The organism is Pseudomonas turukhanskensis (genome assembly GCF_027922365.1).
Lineage (GTDB): Bacteria > Pseudomonadota > Gammaproteobacteria > Pseudomonadales > Pseudomonadaceae > Aquipseudomonas > Aquipseudomonas turukhanskensis.
Map to the genome: position 1 here is coordinate 47532 of NZ_BSFN01000008.1, position 26227 is coordinate 73758.

Consider the following 26227-nt stretch of genomic DNA (forward strand, 5'->3'; position numbering starts at 1 on the left):
CTCGCCCGCGCGCGGGAGAGGGTCTGGGGGAGAGGGCCCGCCGTTACGCGATCAAACCTTCGCCGCCGCCTTGGGCTTATACGCGCAGTACCCGGGCCGCGGCCCGATCTTGGGGTGATTGCGGCACGTATCCGGCCGCTGCTCATAAATCGTGCACAGGCGGGTCTTACGGTCCAGGTACAGGCAATCGTTGTTGCCCATGCGTGTGAGCGTGTAGATGCCGTACTTCTGATTGAAGCGCTCCACCACGCCCTCTTTCATCAGGCGCTTGGCAATCTGCTTGGGCGGTTCACTGCGCTCGAATTCCTGCACCAGGCCAATGCGCAGCAGGTCGGCGAATTTCACTTCCACCGGCATGGTGCAGCAACTGGAAACGCAGCTGCTGCACATGCTGCGTTCGTATTTGATCCAGGTGTCGGTGCGATCGAGTTCGGCGCCGACTACCAATAGCTTTGTCATGACGTGAAAGGGCTACGCGGTGTGGGGGGCGGCATCATAGCGATATTGGTGAAATTGTGAACAACCATCCGCCGATTCATCGCAGAACGTGCGCTGGTAGTGGCGGTGGGCCACGGTAGGGCGGATATACTTTCGCTCTTGCAGGCCACGGCCTGCGTGAGCTGGACAGGGACGCCCACGCGGTGGATGTGACGCCGCCGTGCGACGGGCTGTCATTGGCTGGCACCTCGCCTGACTAGGAAGCGCTGCATGCAATGGATTTTCATGCTGGTGGGTCTGCTTATCGGCGTTTCGCTCGATGAGTCGATCACGGACGGTTTACTCGGCGCCCTGTTGGGGTTTGCCGCCGGCCAATGGCTGCAACTGCGCAATTTGCAGCTGCGCAACGACGAACTGCAAAGCAAGCTCACCGGCTTTGCCGAGCGCTTCGAGCGCGGCACCAATGCCGTCAGCGCGCGCCTGGCGCAGTTGGAAGCGCAGCTAGCCAGCGGCGCTCGGCCTGCCGCCGAGCCTGCCACCGCCGCGCAAGCGCCGGCCGCCACGCCCGACGAACTGACCTTCAGCCTAGAACCTGAGCCCGAGCTCCAACCTGAGCCGGAGCCGGTATTCGTGCCTACGGACGACCCCGGCCTGGTTTTCGAACTGCCCGCCGACTTGCTCTCCACGCCGCCAACGCCGGTCGCCGCCACGCCATTGCAAGTGGTGGACGACTGGACCCGCACGCCCTTAGAGCCGCTGCCACCGCGCCAGCCGCCACCGCCGCCAGTTCCGCGCGAGCCCAACCTGATCGAACGCGGTTTCGCCGCCGCAAAAAACTGGTTGTTCGGCGGCAATACCGTGCTGCGTATCGGTGTGGTGCTGCTGTTTCTCGGCCTGGCGTTTTTGCTGCGCTACGCCACCGAAGGCATGGTGGTGCCGATTCAGGTGCGTTATGCCGGTGTAGCGGCCAGCGCCGTGGCTTTGCTGGCGCTGGGCTGGTGGCTGCGCCGCAAGAATCCGAACTACGCATTGATGTTGCAGGGCACCGGTATCGCGGTGTTGTACCTGACCACCTTCGCCGCCTTCCGCCTGCACCCCTTGCTCGACCCGAAATTGGCATTGAGCTTGTTGGTGGTAGTCACTATCTGCTCGGCGATTCTTGCCGTCACCCAGAACGCCATGGCGCTGGCCGCCGTCGCCGCACTCGGTGGTTTTGCCGCGCCGATCCTGACGTCTACCGGCAGCGGCAACCATGTCGCGCTGTTCTCGTATTTCATTCTGCTGAACAGCGGCATTCTGGCCATTGCCTGGTTCAAGGCCTGGCGCCCGCTAAACCTGATTGGTTTTGTCGGTACCTTCGGTATCGGCTTCGCGTGGGGCATGCGCTCTTACACGCCGGAACTGCTGTGGAGCACAGAACCCTTCCTGGTGGTGTTCTTCCTGATGTACGTGGCCATCGGCCTGTTGTTTGCCCGGCGTAAATTGCGCGAGCTGAGCGACGGCCCGGACGACGACAGCCGCGACGCATTGCTGCGCTGGTCGCGTCGGCAGGGCGATTACGTCGACGGCACGATGCTGTTCGGCCCGCCGCTTGTGGGTTTCGGTTTGCAGTTCGCGCTGGTGCAGCACCTGGAGTTTGCCGCCGCCTTCAGCGCCTTGGCCTTGGGCCTGCTGTATATGCTGATCGCCCGCGTGCTGGTCGGCCGCGCACCGGGCCGTGCCTTGCTGTTGGTGGAAACCTGCATGGCGCTGGGGGTGATCTTCGGTTCGCTGGCCATCCCCCTGGGCCTGGATGCGCGCTGGACCTCAGCTGCCTGGGCCGTGGAGGGCGCTGGCATCTTCTGGCTGGGTCTGCGTCAGCAACGGCCGCTGGCCCGCGCCTTCGCCATGCTCCTGCAACTGGGCGCGGCAATCGCGTTTCTGCTGGACCTGCACGGCGGCGAGCAAACGCTGCTCGACGGTTCCTGGCTGGGTGCGTTGATGCTCGGCCTGGCTTTGCTGTTCAGCCACTACCAACTGCGCAAGGCCACGCCCGAGCAAGCCAGGGATTGGGAGCGTAGGGGCCTGCCGGTGTTGGCCGTGTTGGGGCTGAGCTTCCTGTACCTGCTCGCGCCGCTCAATTTGCAAGCCGAGGCCACGGCCATTTGCTGGGCGCTGGCGGGCTTGGCGACCTTGTTTGTCGGCCTGCGCATCCATTCGCGCAGCTTCCTGTTTACCGCCTTCGGCGTGCAGTTGGTGGGCGGTGCGTTATTCCTGCTGCAACTGCGCGGTGCCACGGGCGATGACAGCGGCGTGTTCAGCGCCGGCTGGCGTGGGCTGGTGGTGGCCTCCTTGATTGGCCTGGCGCTGATCGGCGGCATGCTGGTGGCCGCCCGTGACAGCCAGGTGCGCAGCGATGCGCGCTTGATGCGCGGGCTGTCGCTGGTGCTGCTGATTGGCCTGGTGTTTATCAACCTGGCGGTGCTGTTTGTGCTGCCCTGGCAAACCGCCAGCGCGGTGTGGGCAGGCAGTGGCCTGCTGATCGTCTGGCTGAGCCTGCACCTGCAACAGCGTGCCAGCTTTGTCTTTGGCCTGTTGCTGCAGGCCTTGGGTGGTATTGCGTTCCTCGCCGCCAGCCCGTTGCTTTTGGGGCCGCTCAGCAGCGAAGGACTGCGGCCCTTGGCCCATGCCGGGTTCTGGACGCCGGCCACCCTGGCGCTGGCCGCCCTGGTCGGCGCCTGGCGCCTGATGCGTGCGGCGCGCAATGACGTCGATGCCATGGGCTCGCTGAGCCTGGACCGCCTGTCGCAATTGCTGCTGGTGTGGGGCGCCGGTTGGTGGGTATTGGCGGCCGTCAGCGAAGTGCTGCGCTTCGCCGAACCGAGCTTGCAGGCGCCGCTTCTGTTGATCGTCGCGGCGGCCAGCGTAGCGCTGTGGGCCTGGCTCGCGGCGCGAGAAGACTGGCAGGCGCTGGCCCTGCTGTGCCCGCTGCTGGTGCCGGCAGCGGGCATCGCCTTGCTGTACGCCTGGCAAGTTGACTACCACCCGGCCGCGCGCTTGGGCTGGCTGGGCTGGGGCCTGGTCTTTGCCGTGCACCTGTGGTCGCTGCGGCGCCTGGCGGCAGTGCTGCTGGCCAACGCCCTGAGTGCGGCGCACGTGCTGGGGTGCTGGCTGATACTCGGCGTGCTGGCGCTGGAGCTGCGGTATTTGCTCTACGTACTGTCGGACCACTACAACGCCTGGCGTTGGCTGGGTTGGGCCGTATTGCCGAGCCTGTACTTGCTGGCCATGGCATCGAAGCGCGACTGGCCGTGGCCGGTACGTATCTTCGCTCGCGAATACCGGTTGTTTGCCGCGCTGCCGTTGGCGGTGTTGATGCTCGGCTGGTTCTGGCTGGCCAACATTGCCAGCGACGGCAATGCCGAGCCGCTGCCCTATGTGCCGCTGATCAACCCGCTGGAACTGGGCATGCTGTTCGCCCTGTTCGGTGTCTGCCGCTGGCTGCAGGGGGCCTTGCCGTATCTGCCCGAGGGCGAGCGTCTGGGTTGGTTGCCGCAGGCGGTGGCCGGCGCTTCGCTGTTTGCCCTGTTCACCGCACTGGTGTTCCGTGCCGCACACCACTGGGGCGGCGTGCCGTATCAGTTGGATCTGCTGCTGGAGTCGATGCTGGTGCAGGCCGGCTTGTCGATTGTCTGGACCCTGATCGCCCTCGCATTGATGATTTTCGGCCACCTGCGCAGCCGCCGCGAAATCTGGCTGGTGGGCGCCGCGCTGATTGCCGTGGTGGTGGCCAAGCTGTTCTTCGTCGAGCTGGGCAACCGTGGCGGCCTGGAGCGCATCGTGTCGTTTATCGGCGTGGGTGTGCTGTTGTTGATCGTGGGTTATTTCGCACCGCTGCCGCCTCGGCACGCGGAGTCTGAAGCTGAAAAAGAGCAGGCCAGTGTATGAGTAGTGTGTTTTCGCGAGCGGCGTGGCGCTGCGTAGTGGTGGCTGCGGCGCTGACTGTTTCCGCAGTCGGCGCGGTCGCCGAAGAGCGGACGGACTACCGCACCCAGGCGCCGCTGACCCTGTCCGGCGAGGGCCCCTGGTACCGCCTGGAAGTACCCATGGCCCTGCGCCTGGCCGCACACTTCGGCGATCTGCGTGATCTGCGCGTGTTCAATGCCGAGGGCGAGGCGCAGGCGTATGCCCTGACGCTGGGCAGCGCCGAGCAAAGTGAAACCAGCACGGCCACGGCGGTGAAGTGGTTCCCGCTGTACAGCGCCGTCGACGCTCCGGCCGGCGCGCCGAGTGTGCGGGTTGAACGCACCACCACCGGCACCATTGTGCAGGTTGGCCCCGAGGCCGTGACGTCGACGGATAAACAGCAGGTGCTGCGCGGCTGGTTGCTCGATGCCAGCGCCCTCGATGCGCCGCTGAACAAGCTCAGCCTGGACTGGACCGCCGAGCAGGACGGCTTTCAGCGTTTCTCCATCGAAGCCAGTGACGACCTGCAAACCTGGACGCGCTGGGACGACGGCCAGATCGCCCGGCTGGCCTTTGCCGATGAACGCCTGGAGCAACGCGACACCACCTTGCCCGGGCAGCGCGCGCGGTATTTGCGCCTGCTGTGGCTGGCGCCGCAAAAAGCGCCGGTGCTGGTCAGTGCCGAACTGTTCAGCACCTCGCAGAGCAGTGTGCCGGCGCCGTTATCCTGGTCCGACGCCTTGCCCACCACGCAGGTGAAAGATGGCGAATACAGCCTGGATCTGCCGGTGCCGCTGCCGCTGGAACTGCTGCGCGTGGAGTTGGCTCAGGCCAACACCTTGGCGCCGGTCAGCGTCAGCACGCGGCGTGACAGCAAGGAAAAATGGCAGCCGTTGGCGCGTGGCCTGCTGTATCGCCTGCCAGAGAACGGCAAGGATGTGGTGCATGACGAACTGCAATTGCCGGGGCAGTGGGTGCAGCACCTGCGCTTGCAGGTCGATCCGCGCGGCGGTGGGTTGGGCAAAGGGGCGCCAACGGTGAAAGTCGGGTTACGCGCCACGCAATTGGTGTTTCTGGCTCGCGGCACGCCGCCTTATGTGCTGGCACTGGGCAATGCCAATGGCAAGGCCAATGCCTTGCCGCTGACCACGTTGATTCCGGGGTATGACGACAAGCGTCTGGCCAAGCTGGGCGTGGCCAGGGCCGGGGAGCCGCTGGCGGTTGCCGCTACGGCCGCGACCACAGCGCCGGCCTCCAGCGTTGATTGGCAGCGTTATGGGTTGTGGGCCGTGCTGTTGGTTGGTGTGGCGTTGCTGGTGGGCATGGCGTTGAGTTTGTTGCGCGCGCAGAAGTCGTAATTGGCGTAACGGTGTGCGCAGCACACCCTACACAAGCGGACAGCGTTTGCTTGGGGGCTCCGCGCACCCAGCGATCTACGTCGTTACGCAGAAGATCTTTAGTTTATCGCCCCACTTGGCGTATTGTTGCGCGTTCGCTTTAGCGCTGGCATTGGGCCTTTCTGGCTGCGCCGGTTCACCACTTTCCTTGAAGTATCCCGCAGAGGGCTCCCCGGTTCGGGCGTGAGCACTTGGGCGGTAGGTGTAGCGTCATGAGCCTTTGCAGTAACTCAGGTTGGGCGTTGAGCATGCCGGTGGTGTTTACCGTTCTGGTATGCATGGGCGTGTTGATGCTCGCCCATTGGGTTACGCGCCAGCGGGGCTTTCCCGGCCGCGAAAGTTTCTTTCTGCTGCATATGGCCAGCTTCTGGTGGCTGGCCGCTGCCAGCCTCGAGATGGCGGCTCAGGGCAGCAGCTGCAAAATGTTCTGGGCCAGCATGGCCTGGCCCGGCATCGTCGGGCTGCCAACCTTCTGGGCAGTGTTTCTCTGGCAATACGTCAATAGCGAACGCAAGCCGCTGCCGCTCAGTCAGGTGGCTGTGTTTGCGGTCGTGCCGGTGCTGGTCTGGCTGTTGGCGCTGAGCAACCCCTGGCACGGCCTGTTCTACACCCCGGACACCGCACCCGCTTCTGACTTGCCCGGGGCGCCGCTCAATTACCGGCATGGGCCGCTCTTCTACGCCACGGCCATCTACGAATATGCGTTTGTACTCTTCTGCCTGGCGGTGGTGATCAAGGCCGCCGTGCAGAGCCGTGGTGTGCACCGCCGGCATTACCTGGCATTTGTGCTGGTGACCTTGCTGCCGTGGGGCGCCAACCTGTCTTATGTGTTCGGCGATGTGCAGCTGTTCGGCTTCGACCCCACGCCCTTCTGCTTTGCCTTCACCCTGTTGGCGTTCTCCTGGCTGATCGTCGGCGTACGTCTGTTCGACCTGCTGCCGGTGGCGCGTCATCTGCTGTTGCAGGAATTGCTCGACCCGGTGTTGGTGGTTGATACCCAGCACCGCGTGCTCGAAGCCAACCCGGCCGCCTGCCGCCTGGCCGACAAGAAGGAGCAACAGCAGGGCGTACCGCTGAGTGAATGGCCGGTGTACGGCCAAGCGCTGGAAGCACTGTTGCAGCAACCACTGAGCGCCAATCAGGACCGCTTGCTGACCCTGGATAATCCCGTCCGCCATTTTGAAGTCAGCTGCCGCGCCATTGAGCGCGCTACGCGCAATGGCTCGTCGTTGCTGGGGCAGATGCTCTACCTGCGCGATGTCACCCAGCGCCACCTGAGCGAACGCAAGCTGGCCGAGGCCCTGGCCGTGAGCGAAGACCGCCTGCGCACTATTTCCAGCCTGCACGAGCGGTTGCAGGAACAGGCCCTGCGCGACCCGCTGACCGGCCTGTACAACCGCCGTTACCTCGACGAATTCTTCGACCGCGAGCTGGCCCGTTCCCAGCGCGAGAAAAAACCGTTGGCTCTGGCCCTGATCGACCTCGACCACTTCAAGGCGTTGAATGATGCCCATGGCCACCTGGTCGGCGACGACGTGCTGGTGCTGGTGGCGCAATTGCTCAGCGATGCGCTGCGCAGCACCGATGCGGTGTTCCGTATTGGCGGTGAAGAATTTCTGCTGATTCTGCCGGGCGTAGGCCCCGAAGAAGCGCGCCAGCGCCTGGAGCGTATCTGCGTGCAATTGGCGATCACCCCTGTCGTTACCCGCAACGGCCCGCAACGGGTCACGCTCTCGGCTGGTATGGCGTGCTGGCCGGCGCAGGGCGAGTTCCTCGAAGACCTGTTACAGATCGCCGACGCGGCGCTCTACGAGGCGAAACGTAGCGGCCGTAACAAGGTTTGTGGCATGGATACTGCCTCGTCCAAGGACTTGTCCTAGGCGTGTACTGAACTCTCCTGACAGCCCCTGGGTCTGACAGGAGGAATTGCAGGCAGACTCGCGCTAAACTGCGCGGGATTTCAAACCCTCTGGAGCCGTCCATGTCCCGCGTTACCCTCAGCCGCTACTTGATCGAGCAGACCCGAAGCAACAACACTCCCGCCGATCTTCGCTTCCTGATTGAAGTGGTCGCGCGTGCCTGCAAGGAGATCAGCCACGCGGTATCCAAAGGCGCCCTGGGTGGCGTACTGGGCAGCATGGGCACCGAAAACGTGCAGGGTGAAGTGCAGAAGAAGCTCGACGTGATCTCCAACGAGATCCTGCTCGAAGCCAACGAATGGGGCGGCCACCTGGCCGGCATGGCGTCCGAAGAAATGGACAATGCCTACCAGATCCCCGGCAAATACCCAAAAGGCGCCTACCTGCTGGTATTCGACCCGCTGGATGGCTCCTCGAACATCGACGTCAACGTCTCGGTCGGCACCATCTTCTCGGTACTGCGTTGCCCAGACCAATACCTGAGCCAGAACGACAGCCTCGATGAGCAGGCTTTCCTGCAGCCAGGCACCAAACAGGTGTGTGCCGGCTACGCCATCTATGGCCCGCAGACCATGCTGGTACTGACCTTGGGCAACGGCGTCAAAGGCTTCACTCTGGACCGCGAACTGGGCAGCTTTGTACTCACTCACGATGACATCCGCATTCCGGAAACCACCGCCGAATTCGCCATCAACATGTCCAACTCGCGCCACTGGGAGCCGCCTGTCAGCCGCTACGTGGAAGAGCTGCTGGCCGGCAAGGAAGGCCCGCTGGGCAAGGACTACAACATGCGCTGGGTCGCGGCCATGGTGGCTGACGTGCACCGCATCCTTACCCGTGGCGGTCTGTTCATGTACCCGCGTGATTCGCGTGAGCCGAGCAAGCCGGGCAAGCTGCGCCTGATGTACGAAGCCAACCCGATGTCCTTTATCGTCGAGCAGGCCGGTGGCGTGTCCACCAACGGCATTGAGCGCATTCTCGATATCCAGCCGACGTCCCTGCACCAGCGCGTGGCGGTGTACCTGGGTTCGAAGGAAGAAGTCGATCGCGTCACTGCCTACCATCAGGGTTAAGCCATGAGCGCCCCTTGGCAGCCGTTGCTGGACTGGTGGTTTGGGTCCGGCGAAACGGCGGCCGAGGTGGCGAGCGCGCAGCAAGGCCTGTGGTTCGGCAAGCAGAACAGCCAGGACGACTACGCCCGTGAGCACTTCGCCCCCTTGGTGCGCCAGGCGCTGGCCGGTGAACTGGAAGCCTGGACCGAAACCGCCGAGGGCTGGCTGGCACTGATCCTCTTGCTCGACCAGCTGCCGCGCATGATTTACCGCGACAGCCCTTTCGCTTACTCCGGCGACAACCGCGCCCAGCAACTGGTTGCCCGTGGCCTTGCCGCAGGTTGGGAGCAGGCCCTGGCGCCGCTGGAACAAACCTTCGTGTACCTGGTGCTGGAACACAGCGAAAACCTCGCCAGCCAGAATCTCGCCATCGAGCTGTTCGCTGGCTTGCTGGAACAGGTGAGCGAAGAAGATCGTGCCTACTTCACCCACACACTCGACTACGCTGAACGTCACCAGTGCGTAATCGCCCGTTTTGGCCGTTTTCCTCACCGTAATCAGGCACTTGGCCGCGACAGTACGGCCGAGGAAATTTCCTTTCTCAAGGAACCCGGTTCCGGCTTTTAACGTCCAAGCAGGCAGTTGCCATTCGCCTGTCTTTCTCTTCCCTGCCTTGGAGTTCTTCCATGACCTTGCGTCGCATCCTGCTCTTGTCGTTTTGCGTGTTGATCACCGCGTGCAGCAAGATCAACCAGGACAACTACTCGAAAATCACCGTCGGCATGAACAAGGCCGAAGTGGAAAAACTGCTCGGTACGCCCACCGATTGCTCCGGCGCCATTGGCCTGTCGAGCTGCACCTGGGGCGATAAGGAAACCTACATCAGCATTCAATACGCCGGCGACAAGGTGGTGGTGTTCGCAGGCCATGGTCTGAAATAAGGAGGCATGCCCATGCGTTTTTATCTTTCGTTGTGCGCGGCCGTGCTGCTGGCCGGCTGCAGTAATTCCGGAACCGGCCCGGTACCGCCCAAGACGGTGGAAAAAGTCGACCTCGAACGCTACCAGGGCACCTGGTACGAGGCGGCGCGTTTGCCGATGTTCTTCCAGCGCGACTGCGCGCAATCCGAAGCCCATTACACCCTGCAGCCCGATGGCAAAGTCGGCGTGCTGAACCGTTGCCGCACCCTGGAAGGCAAATGGCAGGAAGCCAAAGGTGTGGCCGAGCCCCAAGTGGAGGGCAAGACCGACAAGCTGTGGGTGACCTTCGATAACTGGGTAAGCGACGTATTGCCCGGCGTGACCAAGGGCCAATACTGGGTGCTTTACCTGGACGACGAGTACGAAACCGTCATGGTCGGCAGCCCCGATCACGAATACCTGTGGCTGCTCTCGCGCACCCCTGAGCTCAAGCCCGGCATGAAGGAAAAGCTGCTGGAAGTGGCCAAGGGGCAGAACTACGACACCGGCGAGTTGATCTGGCGTACGCCGGATGGGTCGATCAAGAAGTAACCGGCAAGGACGGTAGATTCATGCGTGATCGCAATGGTGCGCATAGCACGCCCTACAAAGGCGGACCTCGATTGCTCTTGTAGGGTGTGCTCCGCGCACCAGTACGGTACCGAGCGCGCCGACGCAAATCGGCGTTCACTACACGATCAAAGGCCTTTCGCCTTCGGGGATTGCAGCTTGATCTGCACCTCGGTATCACCCGCCCCATGCTCAAACCCACACGTCAGCGGCGTAGGTTTGCCAGTGAGCAGGGCCGGGTTGTTGGAAAACCCCACCGGCTCCAACGGCACGCCACGCGGGCTCAGGTCCAACTGCCCATTGCCGTTGCTGTCTTGATACAGCTGCAACGCATAGCGCCCGGGCGGCAAGTTGCGCAGGCGTACTGTGGGCTCGGTGCTGTGCACTTCGCGCAGCGGGGTTTGCGGCCAGGTTTGCTGGTCGGCAAACGCCAGCGCCAAGCCAAGTTTCCCTTCGGCCTGTACGCCATCGATCTTGACCACAATGTCGCCCGCCACTGCCTGTGCCCCGACGAGTAACAGGAACAAGCCGGCAGATCTGATTAGCTGGGTTACAGAGGGATGATTTCTGTGTGGCATAATTCCGGCACTTTTGTGTTGCAAGGATTGCGCGCGTCATGCGTCAGGTGTTGGTGGTTCACTATTCACAAACCGGGCAGTTGAGCCGACTGGTCAATGCCGTCTGCGCTCCGCTGCAGCAGCGCGCCGACATCCAGGTGGACTTTCTGGCCATCGAACCTGCGCAACCTTACCCGTTTCCCTGGCCGTTTCTCAGTTTTTTCCGGATTTTTCCCGAGACGGTGCTAATGCGCCCGCAGCCGCTGAAACCGTTGGCGGTCGACCCTGCAAAACGCTACGACCTGATCATTCTGGCCTACCAGGTGTGGTTCCTCACGCCGTCGTTGCCCATCACCAGCTTTCTCGCCTCGCCCGAAGCCGCACAGTTGCTGCGCGATACGCCGGTGGTGACGGTGATTGGCTGCCGCAATATGTGGCTGATGGCCCAGGAAAAACTCAAAACCCGCCTGAGTCAGCTCGGCGCGCGTCTGCTCGACAACGTGGCGCTGACCGATGCCTGCGGCACCGCCGCGAGCTTTTTGTCCACGCCGCTGTGGATGTTTACCGGCCGGCAAAAACCTTACAGCTGGGTGCCACGTGCCGGTATCGACGACGCCGAGATCGTCGCCAGCAGCCGCTTTGGCGAGGCGATTGCCCAGCGCCTGAGTGCCGATGCATTGCCCCTTGCCGAGCCGATGTTGCAAGGCCTGGGCGCTGTGCGTGTGGATGAAAAACTGATCGGCAGCGAAACCGTCGGCAACCGCAGCTTCCAGCTCTGGAGCCGGCTGCTCGCCGCTATCGGCCCGCAGCAAAGCCTGCGTCGTGGATTGGGCTTGGTGGTGTATGTGGCCTTTCTGCTGTGCCTGATCATTACTGTGGTGCCCCTTGGCGCCGTTCTGAAAAAGCTGCTGGCGCCGGTGTTCAAGGCCCGTACCCAGCGGCAGAAAGCTTACTTTGCCGGTCCGTCCGGTGAGTGATGAGCGCCGCGTTGTGGCCTGCGCGCTCTGAAGTGACTCGAGGAAGCACCGAAAAGGAAGCCCCGTGGTTCAACCCGTATTTATCAACCGCATCAGCGCCTTTCTGCCCCATGACGCGGTGGACAACGACAGCATGGAAGGCCGCTTGGGCCTGGTCGGTGCGCGCCCCTCACGCGCGCGCAAGCTGGTACTGCGCAGCAACGGTATTCAAAGCCGCCACTACGTGATCGACCCCGCCAGTGGCGAGCCGAGCATGACCAATGCCCAAGTGAGTGCCGAAGCCATTCGCGGCCTGGCCGGCAACGGCTTCGAGCTCGACCAGCTCGACTGCCTGGTGGCCAGCAGTTCTTCGCCCGACCAGGTGATGCCCAACCACGCGGTGATGGTGCATGGCGAACTCGGCAACCCGCCGTGTGAAGTGGTGTCCACCGCCGGCATCTGCCTGTGCGGCATGAGTGCGCTGAAATACGCCTGGCTCAGCGTTGCCAGCGGCGAGAGCCAGAACGCCGTGGCCTGTGGCTCGGAAGTGGCCTCGGTGCTGATGCAGGCCAAAAACTTCAACGCCGAATACGAAAGCCGCGTCGACGAGCTGGAAACCCACCCGGAAATCGCCTTCGAAAAAGACTTTCTGCGCTGGATGCTCTCCGATGGCGCCGGCGCCGTGCTGCTGCAACAGCAGGCCAATACCAAGGGCCTGAGCTTGCGTATCGATTGGTTGGATATCTATTCCTTCGCCGACCAGATGCCGGCCTGCATGTACGCCGGCGCCGATATGGTGGACGGCCAACTTAAAGGTTGGAGCCGCTACAGTGCCGACGAGCGTAGCCGCCACTCGGTGATGGCCATCAAACAGAATGTCAAACTGCTTAACGACAACATCGTCAAATACACCGTGGAGCAGGCGCTGCAACGGATTATGTCCAAGCGCACGTTGCACGCCGACGAGATCGACCTGTTTCTGCCGCACTATTCCTCGGAATTCTTCCGCGACCGTCTGGCCGTCGGCCTGCGCAATGCCGACCTGCCGATTCCCCAGGAACGCTGGTTCACCAACCTCACCAGCAAGGGCAACACTGGCGCGGCGTCGATCTTCATCATGCTCGAAGAGCTATTGAACGGCGGCCGCCTGCGCAGTGGTCAGCGCTTGCTGTGCTACGTGCCCGAAAGCGGGCGTTTCTCCAGTGCCTTTATGCATCTGACGGTGGTTGGCGATGAAGCTTGATGAAGTGCCGCAAGACCACAGCTCCACCTACGGCGGCCACAGCAAGCTGGTGTACGCAGTGGATGCCCAGGGCCACTACCAGGGGTCGCAAAGCGATGGCTGGGAGCCCGAGGCCTACGCCACTCAACTGGCCGTGCAGGAACTTGAAGACCTGGCCGCCGAGGCCAATGCCGGCTGGCAACGGGGCGAGCTGTCGCCGCTGAAATTTCTGATGTACCGCTATCGCCTGGATGAGCCGGCGCTGGCGCAGATCACCGGGCTCTGGCAATGGCGCATTCGCCGGCACTTTCGCCCGGCTGTTTACCGCACGTTGTCGGCCGCCATTCTCGGCCGTTACGCCGACGCGTTCGGTTTGCCGCTGGCCGACCTGACCCAATACCAAAACAACAAGGATCGGGCATGAGCAGTTTTCAACACCGTCAGAGCGCCCACTGCGAAAGCGGCGTAATGGCCAGCCTGCTGACCCATGCCGGCCTGCCCATGAGTGAGCCGATGGCGTTTGGCCTCGCCTCGGGCCTGGCGTTTGCCTACCTGCCCATCGTCAAACTCAGCGGCATGCCCCTGATCGCCTACCGCATGCCGCCCAAGCACCTGATCAAAACCCTGAGCAAACGCCTGGGCGCCAAACTTCATACGCAAACCTTCGGCAAGCCCGAGCAGGGTCGCCTGGCGCTCGACGCGGCGCTGGACAGCGGGCGCCTGGCTGGCCTGCAGAGTTCGGTGTTCTGGCTGCCGTACTTTCCGCCGGAAATGCGCTTTCACTTCAACGCCCACAACCTGTTGGCGTACGGCCGTGAAGGCAACGACTACCTGATCAGCGACCCGGTGTTCGAAGCGCCCGTGCGCTGCGCCAGTGAAGACCTGCAAAAAGCCCGCTTCGCTAAAGGCGCGCTGGCGGCCAAAGGCTTGATGTACTGGCTCGACGATGTGCCACTGGAGCAGGACTGGAACCAATTGGTCCGCCAGAGCGTGCTGTCCACCACCCGGATTCTGGACGGCATGCCGCTGCCCTGGATCGGCATCCGCGGTATTCAGCACCTGGCCAACAAAGTGGAACAGCTCGACCCGACGCAGGTGAAATACAACCGCCTGTACCTCACCCATATCGTGCGTATGCAGGAAGAGATCGGCACCGGCGGCGCGGGCTTCCGATTTATGTACGCCAGCTTTTTGCAGGAAGCGGGGGAGAAGTTGGGCGATGCCACCCTGCAGGAAGCCTCCATGCAGCTCACCGCGATTGGCGATAACTGGCGGCAGTTTGCTTCGGCCTGTGTGCGCGCCAGCCGCAGTAAAACCGAAGCGCCGAATTTCGCGCCGATTGCGCAACAGTTGCGGGGGATTGCCTTGCAGGAGCGGGCGTTGATGAAAGAGTTGGGGGCGTGGGCAAAACGCAAAAGGTAACGGACGCTCAGGGGTTGCCGATCGTTACGCATTCCTATCCGAGATTCTGGATTCCCCGCCTGCGCGGGAATGACGGTGATCTTGCAAAAAAACGCCGTCGTCCCCGCGCAGGCGGGGACCCGGAATTCAGTAGGAGAACCCGTTAGTTCAGAGCGAGCTGTTGTACCTGAATGCCAGCGGCTAGCTCGCCAAAGCTGTTGGTGCCCAGCTCACCATCCCCCTCCAGCAACACCCCCTGCACACAAAAATCCCCCTGCTCATCCACCACCAGCAACAACGCCTGGCTGATCACTCCCGCCTGCACATCCAGCCGCGCCAACCCCATCAACTGCGACCACACCCGAGGCCCCGCGCCGATAAACAGGTTTGGGCCTTCCAGCCCCAACTGCTGCGCCACATGAAAGCCGGCGGCATTGCTCACGCTGTTCACGAATTCGAAGGGCTTGGGTTGCTTGTGCTGCACGCACACGGCTTCCAGCAGGGCGATCATGGTCGGCCGTGCGGGGTGGCAGGAAGCGAGGTACAGGCCACAGTCGCTGCGCACGTGGTCTTTGAGGGCGGCGGCGCCGAGTAACGCCTGAAATATCAGGCGGTCGATACGCCGGGGCGGGTTGCTCAGCCATTGGCTCAGCGCCGCTTTCAAGTCTTTATCGCTGGTGCTGGCCGAGCCTCGGATTTCACTGGCGGCAATCACCTTCATTGCGCACCTCCCATGCACTGCAACACCAGGCTGGCGTTGTTGCCGCCGAAGCCGAAAAAGTTGGCCAGCAGTACGGCGTCGCCGGGCAATTGAATGCGCTCGCAGCTCAGGGGCAGGCTGGCCTCGGCGGCGTAATCCAGGCCCGGCAATTGGTGCTGCTGGAGCGCTTTCATCAACAGCAGGGTTTCACTCAGGCCGCAGGCGCCAAGGGTGTGGCCGAGCCAGGGTTTGAGCACGCACAGCGCCGGCATGTGTTCGCCGTACAGGCTGAGCATGCCGTTGCGTTCCGCCACGTCGTTGGCCTGGGTGGCGGTGCCGTGCAGTTTGACCAGGGCGATGTCGCCGGCCGTGCGCTCGGCGCTTTTGAGCGCTTGCTGCATCACCCAGTCGATATGGCTGCCGTCTTCGCGGGTGGTGGTCAGGCTGCTGGTATCGCAGGCGCTGAAGCCGCCGAGCAGACGGGCCAGCGGTGCTGCGCCAGGCTCGAGCGAGAGCAGGGCGGCGGCGTAGGTTTCGCCCAGTACCAGGCCGTCACGTTCGGGGTGAAACGGCCGGTAATGGCCGCTGGGGCTTAGCAAGTCGAGCGCGCCGAAGCCTTGCATGGCCAACGCGCTGGGCGTTTCGTAGGCAATCAGCACGGCGCGGGCAAACTGCCCATCGGCGAGCATCCGGGCGCCGTAGAGCAAGCCATTGGCGGCGCTGGTGCAGGCCGTGTTCAAGGTAAAGGCATCGGCGAAGCCCCAGCGCTCACGCAGCTGTTCGGCGATGCGGTCCAGCGAAGTGGAGTCGTCCGGCAGGAACTGCCCCTGTTCGGCGGCCTGGGTTTCCAGGTCGACGATGTCCAGGCTGGTGCTGGCGACGATCAACACACAGTCATCCAGCGACCCGTGCTCCGCGCCCAGGGTTTCGCGCAGCAGCTGATCCAGCCGTGCGTCTAGGGTGTGCGCAGGGCCGGCCACGTCCAGGTAGGTTCTGGGCTGTTGCAGTTCATGTAGAAGAAAGGAGCGTCCTTTCGCCTTTCGATCGTCGCCCAGGGCACGGCTGGCGGTCGCCAGGTCGGCACCCAGCGCGCACTGCAAGGCGCCGCGTTGCAGGTACACCGGCGTCACTGCGCTTGCCTGATATACGCGGCGATGGTGGCGATGGTGTTGAGAATGCGCCGGCCGTCTTTGGCCCCTTCGATGCGCACACCGTAGTGTTGTTGCAGCGCCAGGGAGACTTGCAGGGCGTCGAGGCTGTCCATCTGAATGCGGCTTTTGGGGCCGAACAGGGGCTCATCGTCGGCGATGCTTTGCCAGTCGATATCGTCTTCCTTGTCGCATTCGCGGATCAGCAGCTGCTTGAGCTGTTGTTCTAATAATGTGTGGTCCATTGCGTGTGCTGCACTCGCTGCTTGAACAGAAACAACCCCAGACCGCCCAGCACAGCTGCAAGCAGCAACAGGCGAAGGCACCAGGGCGCAATATCGACCAGTGAGCCGTGGCCCACCAGCAGGGTGAGAAAGGCGTCCAGCGCCCAGCTCATGGGTGACACTTCAGCCAGTTGCGCCATGGCCGCCGGCATCACGCTCTTGGGCACCATGATGCCGCCGATGGCGGCCAGCAGAATATTGATGCCGCCACCGAGCAGAAGTGCCTGCTCAGTGCTACGGGCCAACGCGGCGAGAAGCAGGCCCAGGCAACTGGTGGTCAGGGCGATGCTGATGGCCAGCAGCAGATACGCCAGCGGGTTGCCGGGCAAACTCAACGGTTCCAGGCCCAGCGCCGGCAAGCCATACACCCCGAGCGCCAGCAGCAGGGTGAACTGCAGCAGATTCAGCGCCATATACGGCAGCACCTTGCTCAGCACCAGCGTGCGCAAACTCAACCCCAGGCAGCGCAGGCGCAGCAAGGTGCCGCTTTGCTGCTCGCGTTGGAAGCCGCCGGCCATGGGCAGCACCACGAAAAACATGCCGAAGATCAGCCACGCCGGCACGCTCATCTGGGTGGCGTTGGCCTGGGCGCTGAGGTCGCCGTTGGCCAGTTGTTGCTGCTGGTCGATCTGGCTTTGAGTACGTTGTTGAATCAGTTCCAGGCGCTCGGCGGCGCTCAGTTGCGGGTCCAGCGCGCCGCTGTCTTGCAGGTAGGCGAGCAGGCGCGTCTGCGCCAGGGCGATGCTGACGGCGCTGTGCAAACGCTGGCGCGACAGGCGATCGAACTGCGCGGGAAAACTCAAGGTGGGGCCTTGGTGCGGCGTGGCGAGCAATGTGTCCGAAAAATCGGCGGCCAGGCGCACGGTGGCCACGTTCGCGCCTGTACCGATTTGGCTATCGGGCAATTGCGCCTGCAAGGCGGTGCGGAAAAAGTCGCTGGCCTCGCTTGGCTGCGGCACGTCGAGGCTGAGCTGCAACGGTGGCAAGCGGTCTTGCATATAGCTCGACATGGCGCCGGCCATCAGCAGCAGAAACAGCGCCGGCATGATAAACAGCACGGCCAGCGCATGGGGGTCGCGCACCAGCAGTAGGCCTTCTTTGCGCATCAGAGCGAGCAGTCTCACAGCTGACCTCCGTTGAGGCGCAGGTAGAGCTGCTCCAGCGAAGGGCGGCCGAACCGCATCAGGGTCGGCAGCGGAGTTTGTGCGCTGACAAAGGTGCTGATGGCCGCCAGTTGCTCGCCATTCAATGCAGCGATGCGCAGGCCCTTGGGTAGCATTTCTGCATGCAGTTGCAGGCGGGAGAGCAGGGCGTCGAAGCCAGCGGGAATCTGCGCGGGCCATTCCAGCAGCAGGCCGTGGTCGGCGCCGAGCAGTTGCGTGGTGTCGAGGTCCAGGCGCACCTGGCCCTCGTGCAGCAGCAGAATGCGCTGGGCCACCCGTTCGACTTCTTCCAGATAATGGCTGGTGTAAATCACCGCTTTGCCGCTGGCAGTCAGTTGCTCAACGGCGGCCAGCAGCAGTTGCCGGCTCTGCGCATCGACGCCGACAGTGGCTTCGTCGAACAGGTACAACTGCGCCGGTTGCAGCAGACCGATGGCGAAATTCAGCCGCCGTTGTTCACCGCCGGACAGGCTCTCGGCGCGGCGTTGCAGTTTGTCTGCCAGGCCCGTGCAATCGATGCACAGCTGCAAGCGCTCGCGGCGCTCGGCACTGCGCAGGCGATACAGGTCGGCAAACAGCTTGAGGTTTTCGCCCACCTTCAGCCCGGCGTAAAAAGCCAACTGCTGCGGCACCAGCGCCAGGCTGCGCGGGCCATCCCACACAAGCTCGCCGCTTGAGGGGGCGAGCACAGTGCTGAGCAGCGAGAGCAGGGTGGTTTTGCCCGCGCCATTGCTGCCCAAAAGGCCCAGGCACTGGCCGGCGCGCAGGTGCAAGTTGATGCCCTGCAAGGCCGCGCGTTCGCTGCCCGGGTAGCGGTAGCCAAGGTTGCGCAGTTCAAGCACGGACGAGCACCAGCAGCAATTTGCCGTCCAGCAACAGGTGGTCGTTGGCGTGAATGCTGAAGGCGTACAGGGCGCCAGCCGGGCTCAGTGCTTCTTGCGTGGCAGCGACTAACAGCGCGCCGCTGCGCTCGGTCGGTTCATGGTGCAGTTGCAGCTGGGAGAGCTTGCCGACCAGGGCCATTTCAATGGCACTGTCCTCGCCGTATAAGGCACCATGCGCGGCACACAGCTGGGCGGCAGCTTCGAACAGCAGGCAGGGCGAGGCGTCGTTGCCGAATGCAGTCAGGTGCTGCCAGGCACTCAACCCCTGAATGCGCAGGGCGTCGTGTTCGAGCAGGCAATCCAGCCAGAGGGCGTTGCCCTGATGGGGCAGCAGCGTGTGCAGTTCGGTGCGATCCATTGCGTGCCGGGTAGGAATTTTCGAAGGCCGGCAGTGTAACAGAGGGCCTGCAAGCGGCGCAGTGCCTGAGGCGGGCCTGTTTCGCAGGTGGCGATAAAAGGAGACGGGTATGTGGCAACAGTGGCTGGCGTTCGCTCTGGGATCAGGCGTGCTGGTGGGGATTTCGTGGCGGGCCATGGGGCATCCGCAGTCCCATGGTTTTTATCGGTTCTGGGCCTGGGAGCTGATGCTGGCGCTGCTGGTGCTGAATGCGCCGGTATGGTTTTACGAGCGGTTCTCGTGGCACCAGGAGGTGTCGTGGGTGCTGTTGTTTCTGTCGTTGGTGGTGCTGTTTATGGGCATCTACCAACTGCGCCGCGACGGTCGGCCCAATGCCGAGCAGCGTACCGATGAAGAGCTGTATGCCTTTGAGCGCACGTCGCAGCTGGTCACGGGCGGTATCTATGCACTGATTCGCCACCCGCTGTTTTGCTCGTTGCAGTTGCTCGACTGGGGCATCTTTTTCAAGCAGCCGGGCGTGCTGACGGGGCTGCTGGCGGTAGGCGCGAGTGTGTTTCTGTACCTGGCGGCCAAGCGCGATGAGGCCGAATGCACCGCGTTTTTTGGTGAGGCGTACCGCAACTATATGCAGCGCACCAAGATGTTTGTGCCTTACATCTTTTAGGGAGAGGCGTAGGGCGAATATCCCATCGGGATATCCGCCGTCGCGGTGTGAGTGAATCGGCGGATATCCGCGATGCGGATATTCGCCCTACGTTTCGACAGAGGACGGTTAACCCTTGCCTTTGGTACGCACCATATTCGGCCCGCCGTTCTTTTCCAGGTGCTGAATGATGATGCTGCCGACATCCTTGCCGGTGGTGACTTCAATGCCTTCCAGCCCCGGTGAGGAGTTCACTTCCATCACCAGCGGGCCGTGGTTGGAACGCAGGATGTCCACGCCAGCTACCGACAACCCCATCACCTTGGCCGCGCGAATGGCGGTCATGCGTTCTTCCGGGGTGATCTTGATCAGGCTGGCGGTACCGCCACGGTGCAGGTTGGAGCGAAATTCTCCGGGCTTGGCCTGACGCTTCATCGAGGCAATGACCTTGTCGCCCACCACGAAGCAGCGGATGTCGGCGCCGCCGGCTTCCTTTATATATTCCTGCACCATGATGTTCTGCTTGAGGCCCATAAAGGCCTCGATCACCGACTCGGCCGCCTTTTCGGTTTCGCACAGCACCACGCCTATGCCCTGGGTGCCTTCGAGCACCTTGATCACCAGCGGCGCGCCGTTGACCATCTGGATCAGGTCGGGAATGTCGTCCGGCGAGTGGGCAAAGCCGGTAACCGGCAGGCCGATGCCACGACGCGAGAGCAGTTGCAGCGAACGCAGTTTGTCCCGCGAGCGGGCGATGGCCACGGATTCGTTGAGTGGGAATACCCCCATCATTTCGAACTGCCGCAGCACCGCGCAGCCGTAGAAGGTAACCGAGGCGCCGATGCGTGGGATAACCGCATCGAAGCCAGCCAGCGGTTTGCCGCGATAGTGAATCTGCGGCTTGTGGCTGGCGATGTTCATATAGGCGCGCAGGGTGTCGATCACTACCATTTCATGCCCACGCGCCTCGCCGGCTTCGACCAGGCGACGGGTGGAATACAGACGCGGGTTACGCGACAGCACAGCAATCTTCATGCAGCACCTGTGGAAGAGGAAGAGGTGGGAAACACCGGTTTGTCCTGGACATAACGAAGCCCCGGGTTGACCACCAGGTGGCCTTCGACCAGGGCTTTGGAACCGAGCAACAAGCGATAACGCATGGACTTGCGACAGGCCAGGGTGAATTCCACCTGCCATACCCGGTCACCCAGGGCCAGGCTGGTACGGATCACGTAACGGCTCTGGGTGTGACCGTTGGAGCTCTTAATGGTTTTAACTGCAACCAGCGGCGCTTCGCAGTGCCGATGCCGCAACTGCACCAACGTGCCCAGGTGCGCGGTGAAACGTACCCACGGCTGGCCGCCGCGCTGGAACTCGACAATATCGGTGGCGTGCAGGCTGGAGGTGCTGGCGCCCGTGTCGATCTTGGCGCGCAGGCCCGCCACGCCAAGGTCCGGCAGGGCGATCCATTCTTTCAGGCCGACGACGGTGAGATGATCGAAAGTCTTCAAAAGGTGCTATCCGCAAAAGGTCACCGGATTCTAGCTGCGCAGTATGACAACCGCATCCGTGGATGAAGCGTTAGAGTTACAGCGTCACGAAACGCGAAGGACGTTCATGAAAGAACACGAAGACGACAACAAAGTACGCCTGGATAAATGGCTGTGGGCCGCGCGCTTCTTCAAGACCCGTGCCCAGGCCAAAGAAGCGATTGAAGGGGGCAAGGTGCATTGCCGTGGTGAGCGCTGCAAGCCAGGCAAGGAACCGAAGGTGGGCGATGAATTGCAGATTCGCATCGGCTTTGACGAACGCACGGTGCTGGTGCAGGCATTGTCGGCCGTGCGCTGTGGTGCACCCCAAGCGCAGCTGTTGTACAGCGAAACAGCCGACAGCATTGCCCGCCGCGAGTCTGCAGCCGCTCAGCGCAAGGCGGGCAGTATCGGCGTGGAAACCGATGGCCGGCCGAGCAAGAAGCAGCGCCGTCAGCTATTCCAGTTCCGTGGCGACCGCGGCTTATAGAAAGCACCCGCTGCGGCGATAGAGAAGACTCGCTTGGTAGCCGCAGGCTTTGCGCATAAAATCGCCGGCCCTGGCAAAGGTTGCGAATCCGCTATGTCTGATTTTTCCCAACGCTTTATGTTCGACGACAGCGATGTGCGCGGCGAGCTGGTGTCCCTCGGTGAGAGCTACGCCCATGTGCTGGCCAAACACCCCTACCCGGAACCGGTCGCGCAACTGCTCGGCGAACTACTGGCCGCCGCAGCGCTGCTGGTTGGCACCATGAAGTTCGATGGTCTGCTGATTCTGCAGGCGCGCAGCTCCGGCGCCGTGCCGCTGCTGATGGTGGAATGCTCGAGCAACCGCGAAATTCGCGGCATCGCGCGCTACCACGAAGAGCAGGTGACTGCCGACGCCGGCCTGCGTGAGCTGATGCCCGAAGGCGTGCTGACGCTGATCGTCGACCCCACCAAAGGCCAGCGTTATCAAGGGATTGTAGGGCTCGATGGAATCAATCTGTCGGAATGCCTGTCTGACTACTTCGCTACATCTGAGCAACTGCCGACGCGCTTCTGGCTTAACGCCGATGGCCGCCGTGCCCGTGGTCTGCTTTTGCAGCAACTGCCGGCCGAGCGCATCACCGACGCAGAAGAACGCGCGGCCAGTTGGCAGCACGTCACCGTGCTGGCCGACACCTTGAGTGCCGAAGAGCAGTTGGGGCTGGATAACCAGACCTTGCTGCACCGTCTCTATCACGAGGAAAACCTGCGTCTGTTCGACCCGCAACCGTTGCAGTTCAAATGCAGCTGCTCGCGGGACCGTTCGGCCAACGCGCTAGTGAGCCTCGGTGAACCGGATGCCGAAGCACTGCTGGTGGAAAGCGGCGGGACGATTGTTATCGACTGCCAGTTCTGCAACGAGCGGTACGCGTTCGATGCGGCGGATGTGGCGCAATTGTTCGCCGGTGGCGGGGTGAAATCCCCCTCCGATACTCGGCACTGATAATGCAGGGCGTTTAGCGCCCAGTGAAAATGATCAGAGGCTGCACCTCAATTGTGCTTTCTGGCATAATCCGGCCACTTTTTTATATGTAGTAGTTTTTTGATCGTTACTACAAAACGTTTGGAGGCTCGGCTCGAGGCCGACGGGGACCCCATATGACGCAAGCCAATAACGCCGTTTACACCGACATTAGCGCCGCACAACTGGTTGAAGAGGCCATTCGTCGTGGCGAAGGCGAACTTGCCGCCAACGGCTCGCTGGTTGTCCGCACTGGCCACCGTACTGGTCGTTCGCCGGTGGATCGTTTTATCGTTGACGAGCCAGGCACCTCGGCTGCCATTGCCTGGGGCCCGATCAACCGCAAGTTCCCGGCTGACAAGTTCGACGCCCTGTGGGAGCGCGTTTCGGCGTTCGCCGAGGCCAGCGACCGTTTCGTTTCGCACGTGCATGTAGGCGCAGACCCTGCGCACTACCTGCCGGTGAAAATGACCACCACCACTGCCTGGCACAACCTGTTCGGCCGCTGCCTGTTCATTGAACCGACCGCATACAACCCGAGCAGCAAAACCGAGTGGCAAGTGCTCAACGTGCCCGGTTTCGAATGCGTACCTGAGCGTGACGGCACCAACTCCGACGGTTGCGTGATCCTCAATTTCGCGGCCAAGAAAGTGCTGATCGCTGGCATGCGTTACGCCGGTGAAATGAAGAAAGCCATGTTCTCGGTGCAGAACTTCCTGCTGCCGGCCGTCGACGTGCTGCCCATGCACTGCGCTGCCAACATCGGCGAAGAAGGCGACGTGACCCTGTTCTTCGGTCTGTCGGGCACCGGTAAAACCACCCTGTCGGCCGATGAAAGCCGTTACCTGATCGGTGACGACGAGCACGGTTGGGGCGTGGGCAGCGTGTTCAACATCGAAGGCGGCTGCTACGCCAAGTGCATCGACCTGTCGCAGAAGAACGAGCCGGTTATCTGGAAAGCCATTCAGTTCGGCGCCGTGCTGGAAAACGTGGTGCTGGACCCGGTTACTCGTCTGCCAAACTACGCCGACGACAGCCTGACCCAGAACAGCCGCGCCGCGTACCCGATCGAACTGGTCGACAAGCGCTCGGAGAAAAACCTCGGTGGCGAGCCGAACGCTGTGATCTTCCTGACCTGCGACCTGACTGGCGTGCTGCCACCGGTGTCGATCCTCAACGAAGAGCAAGCGGCTTACCACTTCCTGTCCGGTTACACCGCGCTGGTCGGTTCCACCGAAATGGGTTCGGGTGGCGGCATCAAGTCGACCTTCTCCACCTGCTTTGGCGCACCGTTCTTCCCGCGTCCGGCTGGCGAATACGCCGAGCTTCTGATCAAGCGCATCCGCGGCTTCGGCTCCAAGGTTTATCTGGTTAACACCGGCTGGACTGGCGGCGGCTACGGCGTCGGTAACCGCTTCAACATCCCCACCACCCGTGGCGTGATTGCAGCGATCCAGAGCGGCGCGTTGATCGGCACCGAAACCGAGCACCTGCCAATCATCAACCTCAGCGTGCCAAAATCGGTACCTGGCGTTGAGACCAAGCTGCTCAACCCACGCAACACCTGGGCCGATGGCAATGCTTATGACGAAGCGGCCAAAGGTCTGGCGCAGCAGTTCGTGGAGAACTTCAAGAAGTTCGACGTTTCGGATGCCATCAAGAACGCCGGCCCGCAGCTGTAAGTATTACGTCCAAAAAGAACCGCCTTCGGGCGGTTTTTTTATGGACGACCGATCGGCTGCGCGTCGGCATTGCTGCGTTGAAATGGCTTTTTAAATGCTCATGGGCACCAGCCCATTGCGCTTTGAAAAGCCATTTCGCCTTGCCCTGCTCTAGCTCGCTCGATCTCGACCGAGTAAAGGCCTGTGTGTCTGTCTCGAGGGCCGGTGATGCCCAGTTGCGATCGCCGGGCTATCGCCTGGTGCGCGGAGCACACCCTACAAAAGCGATATCGCTGTCGGAAACATCCCGCTCGATTTAGATCAATGCTTTACCTGAACCTTGCCTGTATACCTGGTCTCCAACACCTACAACCGTCGTAAACGAGGTAGCTATGCAAGTTCAAGTCAACAGCAACGATATGCAAGGCAGTGCCCGTCTCCAAGAGTGGGTAGGTTCAGCAGTCAGTGATCGGTTGGAGCGGTTCGACGATTTTCTCACCCGGTTGGAAATTCATTTAAGCGATGAGAACGGCGCCAAAGCCGGTACTGACGACAAACGTTGCCAGATCGAAGCCCGTCCAAAAGGCCACCAGCCTATTTCCGTTACCCATAAAGCCGACACCATTGACCTTGCCGTCGAAGGCGCGGCGGAAAAAATGCACCATGCGCTGGAGCACCTGATGGGCCGCCTGGACGCCAAAACCCTGTCCACGGCACACATCCCCAACGAATTGAACGAAGGCACCGGCGAGGATCCCGATGCCCTGCTGCAAGAAGAATTTCTGGAGAAACAGGACGCCCTCGGCAAAGACTGATAGCCGTCCGCCCATAAAAAAACCGCCCTCAAGGGGCGGTTTTTTTATTCAGCGACCTGCGAATTAACGCTCGATCAACTGTTTCACCTGGCTTTGCGGAATCTGCTGCTCATTGCCATCGGCATCTTCGTATTGCAGCAGGCCGGTCTCATCATCGAGCTCCGGTTTACCTTGGGAGTTGATCATCTGGCCATCGGTGGTGTTGATGATGTAATCGCTGGAGCAACCGGCGAGGGTCAGCAGGCAGCAGGCGGCAAAGATCCATTGTTTCATGTGGTGTACTCCTGTGTGGGTCTACAGAAGTTGACCGGGCGGATGGCTAAAGGGTCCATGTTTTTTTGGGGGGAGCGGAACAGAGGCGTAGGGCGAATATCTGCATACGGATATCCGCCATGAAGATCGCTGCGGCGGATATCACCTGTGGCGATATTCGCCCTACGGCTCTGTTAAGCCACCAGACCCCGATTAAGCAGGTCCGGACCCGCCTGTGTTTCCTGATAGACAGAAATCGCCTGAGTCGCTACCCGCGTGGTGACCTGATTCGGGTCGAGACCAAACTGCTGCGGGTTGTTATTCACCTCAAGCTGCTGACGCGCCAGGTTCTCGGCCGACAGCAGATTGTTGATCGAATCCTGCTGCTCGTTGAAGGCGTCGAGTCGCGCCTGCTCCAGTTGATCTTGCAGATACTGGATCTGCTGCTGGCGCGCTTCTCGCAGTTCAGCCTGACGTTGCTCACGCACATCCTGCTGTTCCTGCGCCCGCAGGTCACGCTGCTCTTGCAGCTCCTGCTGACGAGCTCGCGCGGCTTCGGCGTTGGCTGCCAGACGTTCCGCTAGCGAGGTACTGGTGGTGGCCTGCGTGGAGTTTGCTTGCAGGGCGTTCTGCTGCACGGACGGTGTGCTGGTGTAGAACGTGTTGTTTACGCTGTCGATGGCAAGGGGCATAAGGTTCTCCCTGGTTTTATGGCCCGGGATTGACAGTGTAAGTGCGCGGGAACCCGCTTCTTAGGCGGATGTGGCATATGGGCCAAAAAGCAGATGGTCTAGAACTTTTTCGCCTCGCTGCTGACCCAGCCTGCTCAGCAGTTGCCGCCGCTGCGCTTGATCGACCATAGGCAAAGGGCTGTAGCGAATGCTC

28 protein-coding genes are annotated in these 26227 nt (G+C 62.1%); 16 read left to right on the forward strand and 12 right to left on the reverse strand.

Going from position 1 to position 26227, the window contains the following annotated elements; genetic code table 11:
- Window positions 1–51: 51 nt before the first annotated feature.
- Window positions 52–459 carry a YkgJ family cysteine cluster protein gene (locus PKE98_RS14910; RefSeq protein ID WP_271196098.1) on the reverse strand — a complete coding sequence of 136 codons (408 nt, stop codon included), beginning with the start codon at window positions 457–459 and terminating at the stop codon, window positions 52–54.
- 249 nt (window positions 460–708) lie between these two features.
- Here PKE98_RS14910 and PKE98_RS14915 point away from each other — a divergent pair, with 249 nt between their 5' ends.
- From PKE98_RS14915 to PKE98_RS14945, 7 genes are all read left to right on the forward strand, one after another.
- Complete coding sequence (locus tag PKE98_RS14915; RefSeq protein WP_271196099.1) at window positions 709–4365, forward strand: DUF2339 domain-containing protein; 3657 nt, start codon at window positions 709–711, stop codon at window positions 4363–4365.
- Entirely contained in the window at window positions 4362–5741 is a 1380-nt protein-coding gene (locus PKE98_RS14920) for a DUF3999 domain-containing protein (RefSeq protein ID WP_271196100.1), read from the forward strand. The genes PKE98_RS14915 and PKE98_RS14920 overlap by 4 nt, the downstream gene beginning before the upstream one ends.
- Window positions 5742–5992: 251 nt before the next feature.
- A complete protein-coding gene (locus tag PKE98_RS14925; RefSeq protein ID WP_271196101.1) occupies window positions 5993–7660 on the forward strand; it encodes a histidine kinase N-terminal 7TM domain-containing diguanylate cyclase in 1668 nt (555 codons plus the stop codon).
- A 101-nt stretch (window positions 7661–7761) separates the two neighbouring features.
- On the forward strand, window positions 7762–8772 hold the full coding sequence (locus tag PKE98_RS14930) for a class 1 fructose-bisphosphatase (RefSeq protein WP_271196102.1): 1011 nt from the start codon (window positions 7762–7764) through the stop codon (window positions 8770–8772).
- A gap of 3 nt (window positions 8773–8775) precedes the next feature.
- The gene (locus PKE98_RS14935; protein WP_271196103.1) at window positions 8776–9378 is read left to right on the forward strand and encodes a DUF924 family protein; all 603 of its coding nucleotides are present in this window, start codon (window positions 8776–8778) and stop codon (window positions 9376–9378) included.
- Window positions 9379–9437: 59 nt separating this feature from the next.
- On the forward strand, window positions 9438–9692 hold the full coding sequence (gene bamE, locus PKE98_RS14940; RefSeq protein ID WP_271196104.1) for an outer membrane protein assembly factor BamE domain-containing protein: 255 nt from the start codon (window positions 9438–9440) through the stop codon (window positions 9690–9692).
- Between the two features lie 12 nt (window positions 9693–9704).
- Entirely contained in the window at window positions 9705–10262 is a 558-nt protein-coding gene (locus PKE98_RS14945) for a lipocalin family protein (RefSeq protein ID WP_271196105.1), read from the forward strand.
- A gap of 146 nt (window positions 10263–10408) precedes the next feature.
- Here the strand turns inward: PKE98_RS14945 and PKE98_RS14950 are convergent, their stop codons facing one another.
- Entirely contained in the window at window positions 10409–10807 is a 399-nt protein-coding gene (locus PKE98_RS14950; protein ID WP_271196106.1) for a DUF2141 domain-containing protein, read from the reverse strand.
- An 89-nt stretch (window positions 10808–10896) separates the two neighbouring features.
- Here PKE98_RS14950 and PKE98_RS14955 point away from each other — a divergent pair, with 89 nt between their 5' ends.
- The 4 genes from PKE98_RS14955 (at window position 10897) to darH (ending at window position 14437) form a co-directional block, all read left to right on the forward strand.
- A complete protein-coding gene (locus tag PKE98_RS14955; protein WP_271196107.1) occupies window positions 10897–11814 on the forward strand; it encodes a dialkylrecorsinol condensing enzyme in 918 nt (305 codons plus the stop codon).
- A gap of 64 nt (window positions 11815–11878) precedes the next feature.
- Window positions 11879–13036, forward strand: a complete 1158-nt coding sequence (locus tag PKE98_RS14960; protein ID WP_271196108.1) for a beta-ketoacyl-ACP synthase III — start codon at window positions 11879–11881, stop codon at window positions 13034–13036.
- Window positions 13026–13439 carry a DarG family dialkylresorcinol biosynthesis protein gene (locus PKE98_RS14965; protein WP_271196109.1) on the forward strand — a complete coding sequence of 138 codons (414 nt, stop codon included), beginning with the start codon at window positions 13026–13028 and terminating at the stop codon, window positions 13437–13439. The genes PKE98_RS14960 and PKE98_RS14965 overlap by 11 nt, the downstream gene beginning before the upstream one ends.
- Window positions 13436–14437, forward strand: coding sequence for a BtrH-related acyltransferase DarH (gene darH / locus PKE98_RS14970; protein ID WP_271196110.1), 1002 nt, complete (start codon window positions 13436–13438; stop codon window positions 14435–14437). The genes PKE98_RS14965 and darH overlap by 4 nt, the downstream gene beginning before the upstream one ends.
- Window positions 14438–14579: 142 nt before the next feature.
- On the opposite strand, the gene PKE98_RS14975 is transcribed toward darH, so the two are convergent.
- Genes PKE98_RS14975 through PKE98_RS15000 form a run of 6 tightly spaced genes read right to left on the reverse strand, consistent with a single transcriptional unit; the run spans window position 14580 to window position 18953 of the window.
- A complete protein-coding gene (locus tag PKE98_RS14975; RefSeq protein ID WP_271196111.1) occupies window positions 14580–15137 on the reverse strand; it encodes a hypothetical protein in 558 nt (185 codons plus the stop codon).
- Window positions 15134–16246, reverse strand: a complete 1113-nt coding sequence (locus tag PKE98_RS14980; protein ID WP_271196112.1) for a beta-ketoacyl synthase N-terminal-like domain-containing protein — start codon at window positions 16244–16246, stop codon at window positions 15134–15136. Before PKE98_RS14980 ends, PKE98_RS14975 begins: the two co-directional genes overlap by 4 nt.
- Window positions 16243–16509 carry an acyl carrier protein gene (locus PKE98_RS14985; RefSeq protein ID WP_122453878.1) on the reverse strand — a complete coding sequence of 89 codons (267 nt, stop codon included), beginning with the start codon at window positions 16507–16509 and terminating at the stop codon, window positions 16243–16245. The genes PKE98_RS14980 and PKE98_RS14985 overlap by 4 nt, the downstream gene beginning before the upstream one ends.
- On the reverse strand, window positions 16491–17672 hold the full coding sequence (locus PKE98_RS14990; RefSeq protein WP_271196113.1) for an ABC transporter permease: 1182 nt from the start codon (window positions 17670–17672) through the stop codon (window positions 16491–16493). The genes PKE98_RS14985 and PKE98_RS14990 overlap by 19 nt, the downstream gene beginning before the upstream one ends.
- Window positions 17669–18553: an ABC transporter ATP-binding protein gene (locus PKE98_RS14995; RefSeq protein ID WP_271196114.1), complete on the reverse strand. Its 885-nt coding sequence runs from the start codon at window positions 18551–18553 to the stop codon at window positions 17669–17671. The genes PKE98_RS14990 and PKE98_RS14995 overlap by 4 nt, the downstream gene beginning before the upstream one ends.
- Window positions 18546–18953 (reverse strand): beta-hydroxyacyl-ACP dehydratase, encoded by a 408-nt coding sequence (locus PKE98_RS15000; RefSeq protein ID WP_271196115.1) that lies wholly within the window; start codon window positions 18951–18953, stop codon window positions 18546–18548. The genes PKE98_RS14995 and PKE98_RS15000 overlap by 8 nt, the downstream gene beginning before the upstream one ends.
- Window positions 18954–19062: 109 nt before the next feature.
- On the opposite strand from PKE98_RS15000, the gene PKE98_RS15005 reads away from it, so the two are divergent.
- Window positions 19063–19617 carry a methyltransferase family protein gene (locus tag PKE98_RS15005; protein WP_271196116.1) on the forward strand — a complete coding sequence of 185 codons (555 nt, stop codon included), beginning with the start codon at window positions 19063–19065 and terminating at the stop codon, window positions 19615–19617.
- A gap of 108 nt (window positions 19618–19725) precedes the next feature.
- Here PKE98_RS15005 and rimK read toward each other — a convergent pair whose 3' ends face one another.
- Together rimK and rimB are read right to left on the reverse strand one after the other, a co-directional pair.
- Window positions 19726–20631 carry a 30S ribosomal protein S6--L-glutamate ligase gene (rimK, locus tag PKE98_RS15010; RefSeq protein WP_271196117.1) on the reverse strand — a complete coding sequence of 302 codons (906 nt, stop codon included), beginning with the start codon at window positions 20629–20631 and terminating at the stop codon, window positions 19726–19728.
- Entirely contained in the window at window positions 20628–21107 is a 480-nt protein-coding gene (rimB, locus tag PKE98_RS15015) for a retropepsin-like aspartic endopeptidase RimB (RefSeq protein ID WP_445009281.1), read from the reverse strand. Before rimB ends, rimK begins: the two co-directional genes overlap by 4 nt.
- A 106-nt stretch (window positions 21108–21213) precedes the next feature.
- On the opposite strand from rimB, the gene PKE98_RS15020 reads away from it, so the two are divergent.
- The 4 genes from PKE98_RS15020 (at window position 21214) to PKE98_RS15035 (ending at window position 25090) form a co-directional block, all read left to right on the forward strand.
- Complete coding sequence (locus PKE98_RS15020; RefSeq protein ID WP_271196118.1) at window positions 21214–21615, forward strand: RNA-binding S4 domain-containing protein; 402 nt, start codon at window positions 21214–21216, stop codon at window positions 21613–21615.
- Between the two features lie 93 nt (window positions 21616–21708).
- Window positions 21709–22596 carry an Hsp33 family molecular chaperone HslO gene (gene hslO / locus PKE98_RS15025; RefSeq protein ID WP_271196119.1) on the forward strand — a complete coding sequence of 296 codons (888 nt, stop codon included), beginning with the start codon at window positions 21709–21711 and terminating at the stop codon, window positions 22594–22596.
- A 155-nt stretch (window positions 22597–22751) separates the two neighbouring features.
- On the forward strand, window positions 22752–24296 hold the full coding sequence (locus tag PKE98_RS15030; RefSeq protein WP_271196120.1) for a phosphoenolpyruvate carboxykinase: 1545 nt from the start codon (window positions 22752–22754) through the stop codon (window positions 24294–24296).
- Between the two features lie 371 nt (window positions 24297–24667).
- Entirely contained in the window at window positions 24668–25090 is a 423-nt protein-coding gene (locus tag PKE98_RS15035) for an HPF/RaiA family ribosome-associated protein (protein WP_271196121.1), read from the forward strand.
- Between the two features lie 63 nt (window positions 25091–25153).
- On the opposite strand, the gene PKE98_RS15040 is transcribed toward PKE98_RS15035, so the two are convergent.
- Window positions 25154–25363 (reverse strand): YgdI/YgdR family lipoprotein, encoded by a 210-nt coding sequence (locus tag PKE98_RS15040; protein WP_271196122.1) that lies wholly within the window; start codon window positions 25361–25363, stop codon window positions 25154–25156.
- Between the two features lie 173 nt (window positions 25364–25536).
- On the reverse strand, window positions 25537–26034 hold the full coding sequence (locus PKE98_RS15045; protein WP_271196123.1) for a hypothetical protein: 498 nt from the start codon (window positions 26032–26034) through the stop codon (window positions 25537–25539).
- Between the last annotated feature and the right edge of the window lie 193 nt (window positions 26035–26227).

What these genes read in the sequence shown, in the direction of transcription:
- PKE98_RS14910 (WP_271196098.1), bottom strand. Translation starts at nt 459, where the DNA reads ATGACAAAGCTATTGGTAGTCGGCGCCGAACTCGATCGCACCGACACC.
- PKE98_RS14975 (WP_271196111.1), bottom strand. Translation starts at nt 15,137, where the DNA reads ATGAAGGTGATTGCCGCCAGTGAAATCCGAGGCTCGGCCAGCACCAGC.
- PKE98_RS14955 (WP_271196107.1), top strand. Translation starts at nt 10,897, where the DNA reads ATGCGTCAGGTGTTGGTGGTTCACTATTCACAAACCGGGCAGTTGAGC.
- PKE98_RS14930 (WP_271196102.1), top strand. Translation starts at nt 7,762, where the DNA reads ATGTCCCGCGTTACCCTCAGCCGCTACTTGATCGAGCAGACCCGAAGC.
- PKE98_RS15020 (WP_271196118.1), top strand. Translation starts at nt 21,214, where the DNA reads ATGAAAGAACACGAAGACGACAACAAAGTACGCCTGGATAAATGGCTG.
- PKE98_RS14920 (WP_271196100.1), top strand. Translation starts at nt 4,362, where the DNA reads ATGAGTAGTGTGTTTTCGCGAGCGGCGTGGCGCTGCGTAGTGGTGGCT.
- PKE98_RS15000 (WP_271196115.1), bottom strand. Translation starts at nt 18,953, where the DNA reads ATGGATCGCACCGAACTGCACACGCTGCTGCCCCATCAGGGCAACGCC.
- PKE98_RS15030 (WP_271196120.1), top strand. Translation starts at nt 22,752, where the DNA reads ATGACGCAAGCCAATAACGCCGTTTACACCGACATTAGCGCCGCACAA.
- PKE98_RS14925 (WP_271196101.1), top strand. Translation starts at nt 5,993, where the DNA reads ATGAGCCTTTGCAGTAACTCAGGTTGGGCGTTGAGCATGCCGGTGGTG.
- PKE98_RS14915 (WP_271196099.1), top strand. Translation starts at nt 709, where the DNA reads ATGCAATGGATTTTCATGCTGGTGGGTCTGCTTATCGGCGTTTCGCTC.
- PKE98_RS15040 (WP_271196122.1), bottom strand. Translation starts at nt 25,363, where the DNA reads ATGAAACAATGGATCTTTGCCGCCTGCTGCCTGCTGACCCTCGCCGGT.
- PKE98_RS14985 (WP_122453878.1), bottom strand. Translation starts at nt 16,509, where the DNA reads ATGGACCACACATTATTAGAACAACAGCTCAAGCAGCTGCTGATCCGC.
- rimK (WP_271196117.1), bottom strand. Translation starts at nt 20,631, where the DNA reads ATGAAGATTGCTGTGCTGTCGCGTAACCCGCGTCTGTATTCCACCCGT.
- hslO (WP_271196119.1), top strand. Translation starts at nt 21,709, where the DNA reads ATGTCTGATTTTTCCCAACGCTTTATGTTCGACGACAGCGATGTGCGC.
- PKE98_RS15035 (WP_271196121.1), top strand. Translation starts at nt 24,668, where the DNA reads ATGCAAGTTCAAGTCAACAGCAACGATATGCAAGGCAGTGCCCGTCTC.
- PKE98_RS15045 (WP_271196123.1), bottom strand. Translation starts at nt 26,034, where the DNA reads ATGCCCCTTGCCATCGACAGCGTAAACAACACGTTCTACACCAGCACA.
- bamE (WP_271196104.1), top strand. Translation starts at nt 9,438, where the DNA reads ATGACCTTGCGTCGCATCCTGCTCTTGTCGTTTTGCGTGTTGATCACC.
- PKE98_RS14945 (WP_271196105.1), top strand. Translation starts at nt 9,705, where the DNA reads ATGCGTTTTTATCTTTCGTTGTGCGCGGCCGTGCTGCTGGCCGGCTGC.
- PKE98_RS14935 (WP_271196103.1), top strand. Translation starts at nt 8,776, where the DNA reads ATGAGCGCCCCTTGGCAGCCGTTGCTGGACTGGTGGTTTGGGTCCGGC.
- PKE98_RS15005 (WP_271196116.1), top strand. Translation starts at nt 19,063, where the DNA reads ATGTGGCAACAGTGGCTGGCGTTCGCTCTGGGATCAGGCGTGCTGGTG.
- PKE98_RS14965 (WP_271196109.1), top strand. Translation starts at nt 13,026, where the DNA reads ATGAAGCTTGATGAAGTGCCGCAAGACCACAGCTCCACCTACGGCGGC.
- darH (WP_271196110.1), top strand. Translation starts at nt 13,436, where the DNA reads ATGAGCAGTTTTCAACACCGTCAGAGCGCCCACTGCGAAAGCGGCGTA.